At 45.7% G+C, this 20,721-nt stretch carries 6 protein-coding genes; all 6 read left to right on the forward strand.

Annotated features, from left to right (window positions below; genetic code table 11):
* The first annotated feature begins 21 nt into the window (after nt 1-21).
* The gene (locus JUB15_RS28055; RefSeq protein ID WP_207516076.1) at nt 22-7,347 is read left to right on the forward strand and encodes a PA14 domain-containing protein; all 7,326 of its coding nucleotides are present in this window, start codon (nt 22-24) and stop codon (nt 7,345-7,347) included.
* A gap of 29 nt (nt 7,348-7,376) precedes the next feature.
* Entirely contained in the window at nt 7,377-8,111 is a 735-nt protein-coding gene (locus tag JUB15_RS28060; protein WP_207516078.1) for a LolA3 family protein, read from the forward strand.
* 10 nt (nt 8,112-8,121) lie between these two features.
* A complete protein-coding gene (locus JUB15_RS28065; protein WP_207516079.1) occupies nt 8,122-17,988 on the forward strand; it encodes an RHS repeat domain-containing protein in 9,867 nt (3,288 codons plus the stop codon).
* A gap of 1 nt (nt 17,989) precedes the next feature.
* Complete coding sequence (locus JUB15_RS28070) at nt 17,990-18,376, forward strand: Imm44 family immunity protein (protein ID WP_207516080.1); 387 nt, start codon at nt 17,990-17,992, stop codon at nt 18,374-18,376.
* Nucleotides 18,377-18,537: 161 nt separating this feature from the next.
* Entirely contained in the window at nt 18,538-19,809 is a 1,272-nt protein-coding gene (locus JUB15_RS28075) for an OmpA family protein (protein WP_207516081.1), read from the forward strand.
* 382 nt (nt 19,810-20,191) lie between these two features.
* On the forward strand, nt 20,192-20,721 hold a 530-nt coding region (locus JUB15_RS28080; RefSeq protein ID WP_207516082.1), incomplete at its 3' end, for a hypothetical protein.

Below are 20,721 nucleotides of genomic sequence, written 5' to 3' on the forward strand. Positions count from 1 at the left end.
ACCGGCCCAACACAGCCGGAGATGCAAAGCTTTCAATCGGTGAATGGAAACAACCTGGTTGATCCGTTCTCCGGTGATTTTTCCTATAATATTCCATTGCTTGATGTGGGCGGTTACCCGGTGAACCTGCATTACCAGAGCGGGGTCACTATGGACCAGGAAGCAAGCTGGGTAGGGTTGGGCTGGAACATTAATCCGGGCGTGATCTCGCGCAATATGCGGGGATTGCCCGATGATTTCAGGGGAGGAGTTCCGAATGCAGATGAAGTAACAAAAACGGTTAGTGTTAAACCCAACCGTACGATTGGTGGCAACTTTGGGGCAGGCGTGAACCTGGAAATATTTGGTGCACCCATTCCCATAGGCGTAGACCGTTCATACGGCATCTTTCATAATACGTATAAAGGGTGGGGGATCGAGAAAGAAACACACGTAAGCATCAGCGTAGGCACCGGATCGCAGGGTGAATTGACGGGTGGTCTATCCATCACCAGCAATTCGCAAACCGGAACGGATATAAGTCCATCGATGGGTTTTACCATGGGAAGTAAGGAAGCGCAGCTGCAGGGTGGTATAACGATTGGTACCAATTATAATTCCCGCACCGGTATTCAGAACCTGCAGATCACCGGAGAAATAAAACGCGCAGATGACGGTAGCAGGAAACAAAAATTTGATCCGGGTATCGGGCGTTTCAGGTCAAACATTTCTTTTTCGAAGCCGTCTTATACGCCAACTATCAGAATACCTTATACGTCGCAAGGCTTTTCCTACCGCGCCAAGGTAGGACCGCAAGGGCAGGGCTTTTTCCCGGGCAGCTTGTTTGTGCAAGGGTATATCTCTGAGCAAAAGGTGGAAGAAAAGACCCGTACCATGCCGGCTTACGGTTATATGTATTATGAAAAAGCGGGTAATGATCAGAATGTATTACTCGATTATAACCGGGAGAAAGACGTTTCGTGGAGCGAAAGTTCACCACATATCGCAATACCAGTTTATACCTACGATACCTGGTCAATAAGCGGGGAAGGCACCGGCGGTATGTTCCGGCCTTTCCGCAGTGACATCGGGTTTGTGTTCGATCATAAAATGACCACCAAAAGTGGCAACGACAATATTGGAACCAATGTGGGCTTTGGAAGTATTTTAAAAGCAGGTGTTGATTATAACCTGGTAAACAACGTTACCAAAACCAATGCGTGGACCGGGGATAACCGGCTGGTGGATGTGATCAGGTTCAGGGACGTAGACACTACCTATGAAAATGTATATTTTAAAAATCCCGGAGAAAAAGCAGCGGTTGATAAAGTTTACCAGCAGGCACTGGGTGGTGATAACCTGATGCGGGTTGAACTGGCATCTGGCGACAGAAACAATTCGCTGGTTACGGCCACGCGCAATATGTTGTTGTTTAAGAACGCACGCGTAGCAGGCAAACAAACATTCGACCTGAACACGGTTCGCAAACAAAGAGATAAACGCGGCCAGGTGATATCTTATCTCAATGCTGCAGAAGCAGCCGCAGCGGCGCTTGACAAACAGATAAAATGGTATCCTATCAACTCTTTTCCTGTCAGCGGATGCGGTTATCAGGCTATTAACCGGAATGAAGGCGCGCGTAAAGCACACCACCTTTCTGAGATCACCGTGCTGAACCCCGATGGCCGCCGGTATGTATATGGCATTCCGGTGTATAACAAATCGCAGGTTGAAATTACAATGGCTACCAATAAAGACAATGGTAACAATTCAACTGCGCTTGTTAAGTATAGCGGCCGTGACAAATCTGTTGACAACAATCAGGGAAAGGATGGTTTATTTAATAAAGAATCGACTCCGGCTTATTCGCATTCGTTTTTATTATCAGGTATTTTGTCGAGCGATTACGTTGACCTCACCGGTGACGGCATTACCCAGGACGACAACGGCGATGCGGTAAAATTTAATTACAGCCAGGCCTATAGCTTAAACCAGCCTTATAGGTGGCGGGCGCCTTATCAATTGGATTCGGCTTCCTATAATGAAGGATTGAAAACCGATAAGCGCGATGATAAAGGCAGCTTTACTTATGGAGAGCGTGAAGTGTGGTATTTGAACTCAGTAGAATCAAAGACCATGATCGCCACTTTTGTATTAGACGCTGATAGAAAAGACGGGTATGGCGTGAATGGTGAGGACGGTGGACAAAATGCAGGTCAGAAATTATACAAGCTGAAAGAGATCAATCTGTATACCAAGGCCGATTTTCTGAAGAATGGAACGAATGCCCGTCCGATAAAGACGGTTCATTTCGAGTACAACTATGAGTTGTGTAAAAAGAATCTTGGTTCACTGGCAGACAGCGGTAAACTTACGTTGAAAAAGGTTTGGTTCAGTTACAGTAAGAATGAAAAAGGGCGGCGCAATCCGTATATTTTTACCTATGGCGCCAACCCCGATTACTCGCAAAGATCGGTTGACCGCTGGGGTAACTACAAGGACCCGGCCAATAATCCCGGCAACGGCACGGCAATGACCAATGCCGATTACCCGTACACTTTGCAAACAGGCGTAAAGACCTGGGATACTACCAAAGCAGCCGCTAATGCAGCTCCATGGGCATTGTCAGAAATCAAACTGCCTTCGGGCGGAAGATTAAAGATCACTTATGAATCGGATGATTATGCCTATGTGCAGAACAAACGCGCCATGCAGTTCTTTACCATAGCCGGTTTTGGTAATTCGCAGAACAGCACGCCTCAACCGGTATTGTATCCCAATAAAACAGCCAATGATGATTACCATGTTGTTTTTATAACTGTCACGGAGCCGGTTAATAGCGCTGCAGAGGTAGGACGTAAATACCTGGATGGGGTAAACCAGCTGTTCTTTAAGCTGGCAGTAAATATGCCTGGCGACAGGTGGGGAAATGGCTATGAACTGGTGCCCTGTTATGCAGAAATTGAAAATTATGGCGTTGCTTCCCATATAAACAACAAGACCATTTGGGTCAGGGTTAAAGCGATCAAAGATCGGCAAAGTCCATTTGCAACCGCTGCTATTCAGTTCCTGCGGTTGAACCTGCCATCCAAAGCCTATCCCTGGTCTGAACCAGGTGACAAAATTGATATCCGCGCAGCTGTAGGTATGATGACCTCTGTATTCAGCGGCGTAGTGAATCTGTTGAAGGAAGCTAATTATGAGAATAAAGCCCGCGGTGACAATCGTTGTCGCAGTGTGGTATTGGACAGATCGTTTGCCCGCCTTGATAATCCCATTTACAGGAAATTCGGTGGGGGACTAAGGGTAAAGAAAACCGAGCTGTTTGATAACTGGAATAAGATGACGAGCCAGGTACAAAAGGAAGCGAGATATGGACAAACTTATACTTACACCGATACTGTAATGATAGATGGGGTGCCAACCGGCATCAGCAGCGGGGTTGCGTCGTATGAGCCTATGATCGGTGGAGATGAGAATCCGTTCCATGTTCCGGCGAAAGTATATGCAGAGAAGGTAGGTGCTATGGGACCCACTGACTACCTGTATGCAGAAGAACCATTTGCGGAAACATTTTTCCCTGGTCCTTCGGTAGGCTACAGCAAGGTGCGGGTGCAAACCATTCACAGGGATAAGAAGTCTGCCAACGGGTTCGATGAATCAACCTTCTACACAGCAAAGGATTTTCCAACAATTGTTGAATACACACCTATTGATGGTGACAGTAAAAAATCGTTCAAGACACCGATAAAGAACCCTTTCTTTTTTGATGCGCGTAACTATGTTACGCTCAGCCAGGGTTTCAAGATTGAGTTGAACGATATGCACGGAAAGCCAAAATCCCAGGCCAGTTATGGACAGAATGATCTGAACAATCCGATCAACTATACTTACAATTATTACAAACTGGTAAATGATAACGCTGCTCAGGCTAAATTATCTGGCAGGGTGGCTATTGCCGGTAAGGATGGAACTATAGATACAGATGGAGAAATGGGTAAGGAAGTGGAGGTAATGATCGATGTGCGCGAGCAGAAATCAGAAACCACCAGTGGCAATATAGAAGCCAATATGGATCTTATTTGGCTGGTGCCGCCAATCACCGCCCCAATATTTACCATTATACCGCTGTTCAACGGGGAAACCAACCGTTATCGTTCTGTTGCTGTGTTGAAAATCATAAACAGGTACGGGATCCTCGACAGTGTTCTGCGAATTGATAAAGGCAGCCGCGTGACCATGCGCAACCTGGTATACGACGGAGAAACGGGCGAAGTCTTGTTGACGCAAACCAACAATGAGTTTGACGATCCCGTGTATGATTTTAATTATCCGGCACACTGGGCTTATACGGGTATGGCCCCCGCGTACCAGAACATTGGCACCGTTTTAAAGAATATTAGGTTCAGAAAAGGCATCATGTTATATGGCAATAACAGCCGGGTGCCGGCCAGCCGTTACTTTGAAAGCGGAGATGAGCTATTGGTGTTTGGTAACGATAAGCGTACTTCCACAATTGATGATCATTGCAAACCTGACTATTACCAGTTTGATAATGATCCGAAATACAAAAAGATCTGGGCTGTTGATGCGTCACGCGGCACACAGGGACAAAAAGGTCTTTATTTTATTGATGCAGATGGCCTGCCGTATTCATGCGATGCACAGCATCTCCGGATCATCCGTTCCGGCAAACGCAATATGGCAGGCACATCGGTTGGCAATATCACTTCACAGGAAACACCGGTTCGACTGGTAGGTGGTGTGCCAAAGCTGGTATTTGACCCGGCCACCAGGGTAATCAATGCCAGCGCCGCCAGGTTCAAAGACCTGTGGATGGTGGACAGCACATTGTATCCCAAGGATACTAGCATAATTGCAACGCACCGGGTGCATATAGAACGTACAACCCTTACTGCTGTGGATAATTATGCTATTCATGACTACAAGGGCGGAGGCAATGGCGATAACCGTGCGCTCGGTCATTTACCCAATCATAAATATTTCGAAGCTACTGCCTATGACGATGGTGAAGGCTCCTGGGATGAACAGATCAGAAGTTTTTTAAGGTTTAATATGGATGGGATCCCACAGAATGCAATAATTACTTCTGCCACCCTTCGATTATACGGAACGCAGGGTATACCCCACAAAAACCAGAGGGCATCGACGAACAGGAGTTGGATAGAGCGGCTGAGCGCAGGCTGGGTGAGGGATGTTATTGACAATGCGGCAAATGAAGCCGATATAAAATATGCGCAGGGATTTTATTGGTCCAGTTCCGAACCGTTGGACCTGGCAACAAGGGTATTGCTTCCGGCAACAGCTGCTGGCGTTGATGAGGTAAGGAATGAGAACGTAAACATTACCCCTATGGCGCGGGCAATGTTGCATGATCGGTATGCATTAGGGAACCCACCTGTTATCCGCATCCGACTCGATGATCCGGGAGGCGGCCACCACCTGATGAACAGGTTAATTTATAACACACACCTTACACCCGAGCAGTGCACGCCAAAAACGACTTGTTTACCTGCCATTGACATTGAGTATATAATTCCCTGCGCAGATGGCTCGCAGCCCTGGTACGCTGAAACACCGCCTTTCGGTGCTGACGATGGTACACCGGGTCCTGGTTATTACTGTAACCTTTGGCGGGTTGATACATTTGTGTGCAGGCCAAACATAAACGACACCGCTGTTAACTTCTACCGGTTTGGCATCCTCGGTAACTGGCGACCCGACCGGGAATATACCTACTATAGCAGAAGAGAACAATCTGATGCTTTAAGCACAACAAATATTCGCAAAGACGGGGTTATAAAGGATTTTGCGCCTTATTGGTCATTTACCAATACGCTGATGACCGCCAATAGCGATGAAAGCCGCTGGGTTTGGAACAGCGAAATGACCAGGTTCAACAATAAAGGATTTGAGATTGAGAACCATGATCCGATAGATCGATTTAATGCAGGCCAATATGGTTATAACAATACCCTGCCAATAGCCGCAGCTCAGAATGCGAGAAGCCGGGAAATTGCATTTGATGGTTTCGAAGATTATGGCTATCAGACGAATAATTGTAAAAATTGTTTGATCAACCGCCATGCCGACTTTGGCAGCAATGCGAACCTGGTAGCAACCGAAAGCCACACCGGCTTGTACAGTTTATGCGTTGAAGGTAATAATGCAGTGAACAAATATGTTAGCCTGGGTTCAGCGAGCGAAGATGCCATTAAACCCGAACTGTCGATGAAAGAAGACTCCATTCCGCTGGTTTCTACTGTAGTGCATGGAAATGGACCGGGGTTAGGGAACTATTATTTTACCAATGGGGGCGGTTGTTACCCGTACGAGGTAAATAACCCAAATAAACCGCCTTTATATACCGGCATTAATTCCAATATAAATTATAAGATCCATGTCAACGAGATACAAAATACCTGCCGTACAGAATATATCTTTTATTCTTTCAGAGGTTATATACAGCCACGTTATACGGGAGTGTATAAGTTCTGGTGTACAGCGGATGATGCGATGTCAATATATATTACCAAAGACGGCGTAACCAGGCGAATTACCCAGGGCAGGTTTATGGAGGATCCTTCCCGCGAGGAGCATGAGTATGCAACGGCATATGAAACGGAAACTATAGAACTTGAACAAGGCGAATTGTATGAAATCGTGGTATTATGGGATAATAACGGTGGAGACTATCATGCCAAACTGGAGTGGGAGAGTCAGGGTCTGCAATCGCAATGGCGGGAAGTGGTGCCTGCAACGCAGTTGTATCCTCTTGGCTCTGACATTAATACCGTAAAAGCCAATACAGTATTCAGGGATACCACCTGGTGCGTTCAGTTCAAACCACCTACCGGTAGCAACGTGATCAATAAACGCTTTTCTCCCTTACAAAAACAAAAAGTGGTAGTGAGCGCCTGGGTAAAACAGGAAGGTCCTTGTACCACCGGTAACTATGATGGGGCGCGCCTCAACCTCTCTTTCAATAATGGGTCGGGCACCAGCTTCTTCTCACTGAAGCCATCAGGCACTATCATCGAAGGCTGGCAACGGATAGAAGATACGTTAACCATTCCTGAAACGGCTACAGGTGTATCTGTTTCCATGAGCGCCACTTCTTCTTCACCGGTTTACTTTGATGACATAAGGGTACAGCCATTCCATAGTAATATGAAATCGTTTGTGTACAACCCGATCAACCTGCGGTTGATGGCAGAACTGGATGAGAACAACTATGCCACCTTCTATGAATACGATGATGAAGGAACCATGATCAGGCTTAAAAAAGAAACCGAGCGGGGAATAAAGACCCTTAAAGAAACGCGGAGCGCAATGAGCAAGGAGTAATGCGGGTAAATAACTAAAATAAACTATTTATGCGAACAATAAAGAGGTTACCCATTCAACTGGCCGCCCTGCTGGTGATTGCCAGTCTGATGAAAGCGACCGGGCAGCCGGTATCCAATACTTTTTTAGCTTCCCGGGAATTGATAAATATAAAACGGGCACTCCAGGATACGACTCATAAAAGTTTTGAAGCTATTAATGTGATCACTTATAACGACGGTACCAGTAATACAATACATTATCAATATCAGGTGTGCGGCAACAAGGTACATATAGTCGCCGATGACAGTACTGAGTTCATTCAAAGCAGCTTGTACAATTTGCTGTTAAAACATAACAAGCGAGAGACGGTGTTGTCCCGGCCAGTAGATCTTTTTAAGTATTTGTTACAGGTTGATGTTATGGGCGCTTCTTTTAAAAGATCATTTGTGAGTGGAATGACGGCTACCGATACCGGTGGGTACAAAAAATTGTCGTACCTGTTTCAGGCAAAAAGCCCGTACCGGCAATTCGACATCATATATGATAAGACCAGTTATCGCATACAGGCTATACAATATAGGTTTAATAAATCTCGCTCAGGTGCGGCGCCTGTTGGTAGCAAAATGCCGTCTGCGGTGAACGTTACGTTCGGTAACTATCAAACAGGAATTTTTACTGATGCTGCATTCTCAACGAATACATATTTCAGCTGGAGCAACGGTATTGCCAGTATGGTAGCGCCATATACCAGTTATCAACTAATCAACTCGTTAAATCAATAAACCGTATTTCATGCAACGCTATATTTACCGGTTATTGTGTTTTTGTTTTCTGCTCGGTTGTTTTAATACCGTAAAAGCCATCGATGAACGGTATGCCGCACCCCCATTGAGAGGGAACCAGCTGGCTGCCGATTCGGGTAGTATGGTAATGGATGCGGTGTACTTCGACCCTTCGTTAAAACCTTTACAGAATACCTATTTTGTAAAGAACCTTATCACTTTTCAGATAGATGAGTCGTACAGGCATATGTTACCCGACGAGTTCCAGGTAACGATGAATTGTAAATTACATTACACCCGGGATAACAATGGCACACCGGTTACAGGGGAAGAGGACTTTACTTTGCATATAGAGTATTCGAAATACACGACCTATCAGCATAGGTCAGTGTACATTGGAAATGACTGGTATAAGGTAGAACTGAAGATCGTGAGTATTACGGCTTCAGGTAATCTGAGCGATTACCGCGATGCCCTTCTGCTAACGAATGAAATAATGGTGAACCGCGAGTATAACTTCTCCTGCACCAATAATGCGATTCAGCAGATTTTTGCCAATACGGCCACCGTGTCAACAAAAGGGGAGTTGAATGTTTACTGGCAGCCCGAACGTGCTGCTGATGAATACGACCTGGAATGGGCGTATATTGATGAGTTGTCGCTCGATAACTATAAAACAAATAACAATCCGGACCCCAAAAAAATATTCAGGAATAATGCGACAAGAGTAAGCCTTACCAAAGAATCGTATAACATACCATTATTGTATGAAGCCTCCGGCCGGTTGTTTTACAGGGTAAGAGCTGTGCAGGTGAAGCGTGACGGCCAACGTATTGAATCGGTATGGAGCTCAGATTATGCTAATGGTATGGGCCCGTATCTATTTCATGGTCATGATTCAACGTTCAACTGGCAGGCTTCTACTACATATTCAGAGGAGGGAAAAAGGAAATCGGTAGTGGAATATTATGATGGATCTTTAAGGAACCGTCAAACCGTTACCAGGGATAATAGCACCGATACGACAATTGTAGCAGAAACATTTTACGATCATCAGGGCCGGCCAGTGATTGAGGTGATGCCATCGCCTTCTTTAAGCAGTATTATAAAATATACGCCCAATTTCAACCGGCTGAATGTGCCGGCGGGTGCTGATCATGAATACGCCAAGGAGATATATGATGGTCCTTTACAGGCAGATAATGTTTGTAAAGAAGGCGCACCGGTGATGGATACAACCAACGGCGCTGGTCAGTATTATTCAGCCGGAAACCCATTGGCGGCAAACGGGTATCATAAGTATATACCCAACGCCAAAGGGTATGTGTTTACCGAAAAAAGATATACGCCTGATAATACGGGACGTTTGAGCATGCAAGGGGGATTAGGAGAAACATTCCATATCGGTAAAGGACATGAAACCAGTTACACTTATAACACAGCCGACCAGGAAGAACTGGATGCGCTGTTTGGTACGGAAGTAGGGAATGCCAGCCATTATTATAAAAATACAGCGCGGGATGCCAACGGACAGGTAAACATTACTTATATGGATATGCATGGCCGCGTTATAGCCAATGCATTGGCAGGTACGCCACCTGTGGCGCTGGATGTACTCCCTTCCAACAATCCCTATTTCATTACTAAGAAACTAATCGACAGCAGTAGTAACGTAGTTAAAGGAACGGTGATTGAAAGCAGCAAGGGGTTGTTGGTTACTAAAGCAGGGCAGCACCGCTTCATGTACTCCCTGCTGCCAGATAGTATCAACATAAAAGATTGTAACAACAATACGGTATGTTATGATTGTGTGTATGATCTGCGCATTACCATCACCGATGAGTGCAATAATAGCACCTTTACGAATGGCAGGCAGGTCGTGATAAATCGTACTAACTACACCATTGATACTACTTGCGGAACCCTGGCATTGATGCCGGCAGTAGATACGACGGTGTATTTGATGGAGGGCAGCTATCTCGTTACGAAAACGCTTACGGTGAATAACAAGGCCATGGATTATTACCGCGATGTATTCATGGCCCGTAATACCTGCCGTACTTTGGAACAAACCATTCAGGAGCAGAAAACCCTGATAACAACTACTCTCCAGTGTGAAGCTTCCTGCGCCACCTGTACGGCCACTGTGGGCGATTGGGAAACTTTCCGCAGTAAGTACATGCAACAGAATGGCATTCCCTCAGCTGAGGAAGGAGCGTATTATACCCAGGCCTGGCGCGCTTTTAATGCCGAATTGGAAGAATGTAAAAAATTATGCGAAGGCCCTACATTGACACAAACGACAAAGCTGCAAATGCTGGCCGATGTAACACCTCCGTATGGCCAGTATGCCAATCCGGCTAACGTGACCATGTATTCCATTTTCTGGAATCCTTATGGTGATAAAGAAAACTACCAGGATGTTAGCGTTTATCTCGATGAGAACGGGCAGTTGGAATCACGTGATCCCAGGATCATGGGACGGGAAGAGTTCATAGCATCTTTTAAAAGCTCGTGGGCAGAAGCCTTACTGGAAAAACACCCGGAGTATTTAAAGCTGCAAAAATATAATGAATTAGCGGCCAGCAATACCTGGGATCAGCAATTTGGCAATACCCAAACATTCCAGGAAGCGGTTACTAAAGGATATTTGAATCCGGGCGATTTCGTAACACATCCTGCCGGCGCCAATTTCGCGTATAACGCAACGTATCGCGATCCCTTCTTTACCGACCTTATCAATGAAGGCAAAGTGCCTGCTATATATAAAGATATAATGCAGACCAACCTGCTGAACAAAGTGCAGGAAGGCGGCAACGAGATCTCCATGTGGTCACTGGCCACTTTACTGGCCAATTGCCCTGCCAGCGAAGCTGCTTGTGTGAACCAGTATAAACCGTTGAACAGCGCATTTTCAATTGGCGCCGATTGCACCGGCGATCTTGACCTGGCCTGGAAGTATTTCCGGGAAATGTATTTGCAGCGCAAGCGCGAATTGATGGCTGACATTTTACGGATAGCGCAGGCATCGCATCCTTTATATGCCGATCTGAGTCCGCTGCCGAATTTAAATCACAGGCTTAATTTCATTGATCCGCAGCTGTTACCTGTAGCAAATATGCCTGCGACGGAACAAGCTGCCCGTGACAGTGTGCAGTCGTATATCAATCAGAATTGTGCATCTTATGTGCAGCAATGGTGGGAAGAGCTGAAGCCCTGCAATTATAATAGCAACGATAGTTTATGGATCGTTCCGCGCCTGGTACAGGTGTGTGTGGAAGGGGGGGATGTAGATCACCTGTTTGGCGCAAGTACCGTGAAACCATCCAGCACTTATCAATATAAAAGTTTTGAAGAAGTATTGAAGGCATATAGTGCCATAAGAGGAAAGTCTTACAACAGTAGTTGCAACGCTTACCTGTTGACTGCTCCGTTGCCGTACGCTCAACAGCCGGTGTTCATCAACAAACCGGTGTTTCAAAAGCCGGCCGATTGTGAATGTGATATCGTCGATTCACTGTATAAGGAATTTCAGTTTGCCGGAAAGGATGCTAACTTATCGGCCTACCTGCTGAGAACAACCGGAACAAAAATCTCCCAGGGCGCCCTGGATACGCTGCGTTTGGCCTGCAACGGACAGGTGAATTGTAATAACCTGGCTACGCCGGTTTACCTGCCGCCGGTGTTGCAATGCGGCGTTAAGGACGTGTGCGTGAATTGCACAACCATAAATACTTTAGTCCAGAACTATAAACGCGATTTTCCATTCGCATTTCCTTCCTCTATAGAAAACGATAGTTTGCAAAGAGTAAATAACCGGCTCTTTGAGAACTATATGAATCATAATACAGGATTCTCCAAAACGGTGCAGGAATACCTGTCATTTATTGATACCTGTAACAAAAAGCAGGATCTGTCCTGCGACCAGGGGCTGGCAGATCTGCTCGATCAGTTCAATACTAATCATAAAAACATTTCCACGTATACCCCCGGGGGACAGTATGATGGAGATACGACCGATTGGGTTATTTGGCCGAATTTTCCGGTGTCATGGGCTGAAAGTATTCAAAACGGGGTATTAACCTTCCCACAACGGGTTCTTGGAGGAAATAATCCAGGCGCTATTGAATATTATTACCTTACGCCGCTGCAGATACCCGATAACGGCTTATCGATCGAAACAAGGTTAAAACTGCCTTTACTTGACTCAACGAACTGTAATTATCCCAATTTTCAATTTCAACTCAGGCCGCAGGGTGGTTTTGTCAACGCGTTATTTATAGATAGGTCAATCCCATGTAACATAACAGCTGGCCGTTTTGATCTGGCCGACAGTACCCATCCAGGCCATATTATCACGCCGCATCAGCAGTTGGCCATTGATATGAGCGATTGGGTAAAGATCAAAATGACGGTGCTGAAGAATAAGTACCAGATCTATGTTGCTGATACCTTTTTGATGGAGATGCCTTATACCGGCACACTTACCCGGATGAACGCATTCGGCCTGTTTTTCGGGACAGATCCCGGTTACACCAATGCCGTTCCCTATGTTGACTATATCAAAGTATACAATGGATGCGGTGAGCTGGTGATGAACCAGGAATTTAATTCGGTAAACGATAAAGTCTGCCCCGACCTTTCTGTCAGGGTAGCACCGGATGATTACAAAACGGTATTTACCAACTATTACAATCAAAGCAGGAATACAAACCTTACCTATGCACAGATCGAGGCCGTCTATGCGAACAGCTGCAAGGGTATGAAATTAAACAACTGCAGTAATAACAGTGCCTGCGATCAATTGAAAGAAGTGCTGAAGTCATATACACAACTGCGGTTGTCGGATTCTTCGCGCTTTGGACGCGGCCAGATAACTACCAATGAGAACTTTACTTACTGGCGGACTGACATTTACAAAAATGGCGTTGCCCACATACCGGATCAATACATAAATACGTCAAACTATGGATCACATTACCGGAAAAACGATACCATTTGTACCGGGAATGTATTTACAGTTGTGACCCGCGTTAAAAGGCCTGCCCGTGATTCGAGCCGTTATAGCGCTGTACACTTCCAGGTTCATTTTAATGATGATTATGTTAAGGAAAACATTGACCCGCATTTCTATGTGATGGGCCTCAGTGCAACCGCTGCCGATTCGGCCAATATAGCAGCTAATAATAATGGGATGATAGGGTATGGGCGGGAAGGTAATTATACGCCGCCTACCAATCATTTTCTTTCCGACTTTTCCGACTGGGTGGAAATTAAAGTGACGCATACCAGTGACAACTATTGGCGGGTATATTATAACAATGTCTTTGTTTCCGAACGGTATGTGCCAATGCCGGTGTACCGGTTAATTGGATTTCAGAATATATTCCAGGGCAAAGCCGATAACGGGTATATTGATTACATTAAGGTGTATGATCAGAATAATCAGTTGCAATATGTAGAAGAATTTGAGGATGCCTTCCAGTCACCTTCAAACGATCCCGAAGCATTCAGGTGTGTCGACAGTTGTCAGGCGAAATTCGCCGTGTATTATAACCGGGTAACCAATTCTTCATTGACGTATGCACAGATCCAGCAGGTGTATGCGAATTGCGGAATTGCCCTCGATGGCTGTAAGTTTGAAACGCCCTGTGATACTCTTACCAAATGGTTGAACGATTATAAAAAGTATGGCGGTGTTCCTCACCTGGATGCCAGCGGCAGTGATACGACACGCTGGAAAGCGAACATGGGTGGTATTAATTATACGGTGAAGCCGCCTTTCGCTGAATTGTTCCAGAATGGAGTGTTGGCACTACCTGCTTACTACGCTGATACAATAACAACATTTGGCAGTTTTGGCTACGATTACATAAAAGATACCCTTTGTCTCGATTCGGCTGGTTTTACCTGGGAAACAAGGATCAAGTTGCCGGATAGCCTGGTAAAACCAAACTGGTTCAATGCCAGTACATGGCTTTGGTTATATACCGATTCAACAGCAAGCGGAGACATTCTTGCAGCTATATCGCCAGTTGATGGTCAGGGCGTGGCGATGTGTACACACAATAACGATTCACAAAGTGCATGTGCCAATGACCCGGTGCCTGGGCAACATTTGAATGATTGGAAAATTATAAAGCTGCAGTTCAGAGGACGTAACGTAAAATATTACATTAACGATACCCTGTTAGCACAACGAGCGCTGACCGCGCCATTCACCAGATTGTACAGGTATTCATTACAGTTCTTCTCTGTAAAGCCGCAGGTTGATTATGTAAAAATCTATGATACGGCCGGGTATATTTATTACCAGGAAGATTTTGATGATCCACATGATCTGGCCCGCTATAATGAAAAAGGTAAATGTACTCCATGCAAAGTGAGGTATGAGAACTATTTCAATCAGCGGAATAATTCCAATCTGTCGTTTGCGTCAATCGATTCTATTTATAGATCATGCGGTATCCATTTAGCTCTATGTGAAGAGTCTCCATTGACCCTCTGCGGCAAATCTGAACCGGTATTTGCACCCGACACCCGCACGCCACGAACGATCTGTGCCGATAGCACCCTGTTTGCAACTTCAACCGGGGTGTTAATAAACGAGGCTTACCGGGATTCGCTTATAGGTAATTTCAATGACCGTTACCTGGCCAAATGTTTGGGCGCCCGATATAATGAAAACTTCACTGTGTACCAGCCGATCAGTGAATTCCATTATACGCTGTATTATTATGATCAGGCCGGTAACCTGGTAAAAACAATAGCACCGCAAGGTGTGGATGTAAGCAAGTTCGCCTGGGCACGTGCGTGGTCTGATTCTGTTACTATTGCCCGCCGCCACAACCAGCAGTTGACGCCACATCATAGAATGCCTGTCCAGTACCGGTATAACACCCTGAACCAGGTGGTGGAGCAATACTCACCGGATGGAGGTTTGTCTGAATTCTGGTACGATCGCCTGGGCCGGTTGGCCATCAGCCGCAATGCAAGGCAGAAAGCGGCAAGCGCTACAGAGGAAAACCGGTTGTACAGCTATAACAAATACGATCAGCAGGGGCGTTTAACGGAAGTAGGAGAAGTAAGCAATCTTAGCGCCAATAACGCTATGAGCGACGCTATCAGCCGTGACACGAATGTATTGGCAGGCTGGCTGGGCGCCCTCAATAACCGACGTAAACAATTTGTCAATACTTACTATGATCTGCCGTATGAAGGATTTGATGCAGTGGCCGACAAGCGGTTGATCATAAGCCAGAAGAACCTCCGGAACCGGATAAGCTATGCTACGCTCACAGAAGATGGTAGCAATACAGCATACAACCAGGCAACATTTTACACGTACGATATCCTGGGAAATGTAGACCACCTGTTGCAGGATTATGGCAATAGCAGTTTTGCCGCTACAGCCAATATAATGAACAGGAATGAGAACCGTTGGAAGAAGATCAGTTATCAATATGATCTCATCAGCGGGAAAGTGAACATGGTCATATACCAGCATGGCTGGCGCGATGGATATTTTCACCGCTACAGTTATGATGCTGAAAACAGGCTGACACTGGTTGAAACCAGCCGCGATAGCCTGGTTTGGGAGAAAGACGCCCGCTATGAGTATTACCGGCATGGGCCCCTGGCGCGGCTTACGTTGGGCGACCAGCAAGTACAGGGAGTTGATTATGCGTATACCTTGCAAGGGTGGTTAAAAGGAATTAACAGTACCGGCGGCACAGATGTAACCGACATGGGTGAAGATGGAAAGGCCGGTAGCCTGAACCAATACACTGCCAAAGATGCATTCGGGCTCACCCTCAATTATTTTGGAAATGATTACACAGCCCTTAATGGAAATCCATTCCCCGGGTATAGCGGGTATTTGCCTGCGAATGAATTCAAGCCATTATATAATGGAAATATAAGCAGCAGCAGCATTTATCAAAGGAAGTTTGAGCTTGTTGATAATAATAATCCGGGTGGACCGCTGATCTTCTACAATTACCGGTACGACCAGCTCAACCGCCTCACTGCACAGGATGCATATAACGGGTTTAGTGCTGCAACGAACGGTTGGCAGGGAATGCAATCAATGGGTGAAAAACTGAAGGAGCGAATAGCCTATGATGCCAATGGCAATATCCTGAAATACCTGCGCAAGAGCTTTTACGGCACAACAGCGCAAATGGACAGCCTGAATTATCGCTATATCCCTAATACAAACCAGTTAAGCCATATTACCGATAATGTTCCCGCAAATGGATATGTAGACCCGAATAACCGGATCAAAGACATCGACGGCCAGTTGGCAAATAACTACGGCTATGACCCTACTGGCAACATCGTTAGAGATGATGCCGAGAAAATTACCGGTATTAAATGGAATGTATATGGAAAGATCGAGGAGATAAACAAAACGGCTACGGCAGACTTGCCGGCTACCAATATCAAATATGTTTATGATGCAGCCGGTAATCGTATTGGTGAGATAGTTACTACTGGTGAATATAAATCTTACACCTGGTATGTACGGGACGGCCAGGGGAATATCATGAGCACCTATACGGCTCAGGGTAACCAAACCGATCTCGCAACCCTGACACTGAAACAAGCTAACCGGGTTCTCTATGGAAGCAAACGCTTGGGCATAAAGACAGATGGTGATGACGTGGACGGTGGACCAGGCAATATGCAATATTACTATGAACAAAAAAGTTTTGACCGCGGCTTTAAAGAGTATGAGCTAACTAATCATTTAGGAAACGTACTGGTTACTGTGAGCGATCGGAAATTTGCTGTAACTTCCGGCTCCGGTTCTTTGATAGATCACTATCTGCCACACATAGTGACTGCCCAGGACTATTATCCGTTCGGGATGATAAGCCGTGTAGCGTTACCCAATAGCGGAAAGACGTACAAGTTCGGGTTCAATGGCAAGATGAACGATAATGAGGTGAAGGGGTTGGGGAATCAGCAGGATTATGGAATGAGGGGGTATGACCCTCGGATTGGAAGGCTGTTGAGCGTTGACCCCATGACCAAACAGTTCCCTGAACTGACGCCTTATCAGTTTGCAGGTAACAGGCCCATTGACGCAGTTGACCTGCTTGGTTTGCAAACGTTCAGATCAGTAGCACCTGCAAGTTCTGGACCTAATCTAAGAGTTATACGCGGAGGTGGCAGAGGTGGTGCATATACACCGCCTCCTATGGAGATAGTAAGAACAACGCCTGAGGGTACACCATTCTCAACAACCGGTTATGATCTGAATATTCCGGATGCTCATAATGGAGGAGGCGATGTAATAATCAGGTCTGAAGCTGCTGTAAAGCTCGATTTCTCAAAAGACAGATTGCCCTGGCATCTGCTTCCGGAGAAGATCGCGGAAAGAGACAAAGAGGATGCGAACCAGCGTTTCGAGGAGATCAAGAGGCGTACCATTGATGGGTATATTCCTAAGAATCAGTTGGCGCCGTTAGCGCCTCTGGCACAGACCAAGGTGCGAATGACAGGTAATCTTTCGCTTAGCCCCGGTCTTTTGAAAAAATATGGTGGAAAAGGAAGCGGTTCGCCCCTTTTAAGCCATGAGCAATATGCACTAAGGGCATCAGCAGATGGAATGTACCCGGTGATGGAATGGGGTAAAAAGGAACCCGTGGCTACCAAGTTCTTAAAGAAAGGAGAAGTATGGAAATTTGGAACAACAATTGATCAATCTCAAAGATATTCGCAGGTTCAATTAACAAAGTTGGGTGTTTATTATGACCGGGAGTTTATAGGAACAGAAGAACAGGTTCTTATTTTGGAACGATTAAAAATAGAAAATTATAAATTGCAAAACGGTGGGGAGCTTCCTCCGGGAAATAAAATGATAAAATAGAATGAAAGTAACAATAACAATGGACTTCGATTCTGCAGCTAAAATTGAAAGCGTTATATTTCCATTACAGGATGCCATAGGCTCTTTTTTTCAGCCAAAAGAATATGGACCCGGTATCGCCTGGATCTCTGTAGTCTTTAATTGCAGAGATGGCGGTCCGTATAACCTGAGAAAGAGATTTGATAAGAAGGACAGGTTATTAATGTATGATATTATTTCTGATTTTGTCAGGATCTCATCGGTATCAGGGCAGGAAAAAAAGGATATAATGCTTGGATTGTTTAAAGAATCTGTCAATACGATCATGACATATAAGAAAAAGGTCAGTGACTTTGATTTTGAAACATTTCAAAAAGACTGGAACCTGTTTTTTGAGAATTATAACTGATGGTAATTAACAGAACAACATAAATGAGGCCAGGCTTAACCGCCTGGCTTTTTTATTGAACGCTGAGGTTTTGTGATTTATTAATGAAATAACGTTTGATTTTATTATTATTTTTGTTCCCGTCAATTCACTATTAAACTCACCCCATTACTACAATCCAGGTGCCTATCAAACAAATGCTCGTACAGGCTATCAACAGATCCGGCCGGTGGCTTATGTATCCGTTCATCAGTGGTTGTTTTATCGTCTCGGGAACGATAGCCAATGGTCAGCCGGTCAGCTATTCAAAAACTCCTGCAGTGGGCGTGCATCTGGCGTATCTCGATTTCAGGGGTGTTGGTAAATCCTTTGGACGGGATATGAAACCCGGCGTGGCCCTTCATTTTCAGAACAGTTTTTCCAAACGATTCGATTATAGCGTGACCCTGGCCGGTGCCTTCCTCGAGTTCCCGGAAGCAAAAGACGGCAGCCAGCCAACCGGTAAAAAGGAGCTGTTGATCGAGAATGATTTTGCCGTGCGGGCAAAATGGCTTCCAAAGCCGGCCCTGTTCAATCCGTATGCGCTTGCCGGTGCCGGGTGGTCGCAATACGATGGCCGGTATGGTGTGTATGCGCCGGTTGGCCTGGGCGTTCAGGTGAATATAACCCCCGATCTTTTCGTGCTGGCGAATTCGCAATACCGCATTGCAGTAACGTCCTCCCAACACCGCCATTTTTTTCACAGTATAGGCGTTGCGGGCACCATTACCCGGCGAAAGATCGTTAAAACCGAGCCGACGCCGTTGCCTGTACCCGTTATTAAACCGGCTGCACCAACGGATGTAGATGGCGACGGTATTTTTGACAACGTTGATTCGTGCCCGCAAGTGGCCGGGGTTATCCGTTATTTTGGTTGTCCCGTCTCCGACCGGGATGCAGACGGCATCAATGATGAAGAAGACGAGTGTCCGGAAGTGAAAGGCGTTTTGGCGTATAAAGGCTGTCCCATGCCTGATAAAGACCATGATGGCGTAGCCGATCCTGAAGATAAATGTCCGGAAATGCCGGGTAGTGCCGTGAATGCGGGCTGTCCTGAGATCGCCACCCTGAAAAGCTGGTTGAATTGGGCCGCCCAGCATATTTACTTTGAGACCGGCAGTCATCATTTGCTGCCGCGTTCATTCCCTGTGCTTGATTCGGTAGCTGCGCTGTTAAAAAATTATCCAATGTTACAAATGGTAATAGAAGGACATACAGACAATGTAGGAGGAACGAAGTATAACCAAACCCTGAGCGACAAACGAGCCGGCGCAGTGATGGAGTATTTCGTGAAAGCAGGTGTTGACGCCAGCCGGTTACAGGCAGTGGGTTACGGTTCACAACAACCGGTTGCCACCAATGCCACCCCTGCCGGCCGGGCTGCCAACAGAAGGGTAGTGCTTAAGGTGCGTTAGGTGTGTTGGGCATTTTCAAATTATTCTCTCTCATATTAATAGAATATCAGACAATAACATGTCTCGTTGATAAGGAAAAATGAACTGGTTTACAATAGCGTCTACTGATTAATGGTAACGTGAACATTAATTGGTAGACGCATTATTTTTTTATATGTTTTTTTTATACTTTTACGCCCTCGATTAAACGTAGTAGGAACATTATTAATCTGATGCACTTTCCTGTTGCGCCTCTTGTTGATCCAGGAACCCTGTACCAAATTCAGCTAAAACCAGAGTTACACCTCTATTATATACACTAATCAGGCGTTTGGATGAACGCCTAGCAATATTATTGACCAAACCCCTAACCTGCATGGTACGTTGTTACCTGTGCTGTAGAATGCTATTGCTCTATGGCAGCCTTATTGTCGTTCTCCAGGTAGGCGCTGTGCCTGTACAGGCACAGCCGTCGGTCGAAAATTCTTTCAAAAGATCGCAGCCATTTATCGAAGGACTAAAGAAGTCAATAAAAGATACGGTCGTTCCGGACTTCAATGATCCTTTTAAGAATTTATTCATCACCAAACCGGCGTTTCAGGTCAACGGTGGTCTGGTCAGTTATACTGCCAATTTCCGGGCGATCATCGACACGCCTTATGCTGAAAACAATATCCTGCAGCATAACATTACCGGCCGGTTAGATATAACCGTTGCAGGGATTTTTCCGGTGCAGGTAAACTACTGGTTGCGAAAAAGCAATTCGCAATTCTTCCGGGATATCTATGATGCGCAGCTAACTTTTAACGGCGCTGCCTTCCAGGAGAGATTAAAAGCTGGAATCCGCGAACGGATGTTGGCCCTGGCGCCTGCTATCAAGGATCCGCGGCTGGAAAAACAGTTTGCATTAAAAAAGGACGAGCTCACCAACCT

The sequence above is a fragment of the Longitalea luteola genome (assembly GCF_017356035.1).
Classification (GTDB): domain Bacteria; phylum Bacteroidota; class Bacteroidia; order Chitinophagales; family Chitinophagaceae; genus Niastella; species Niastella luteola.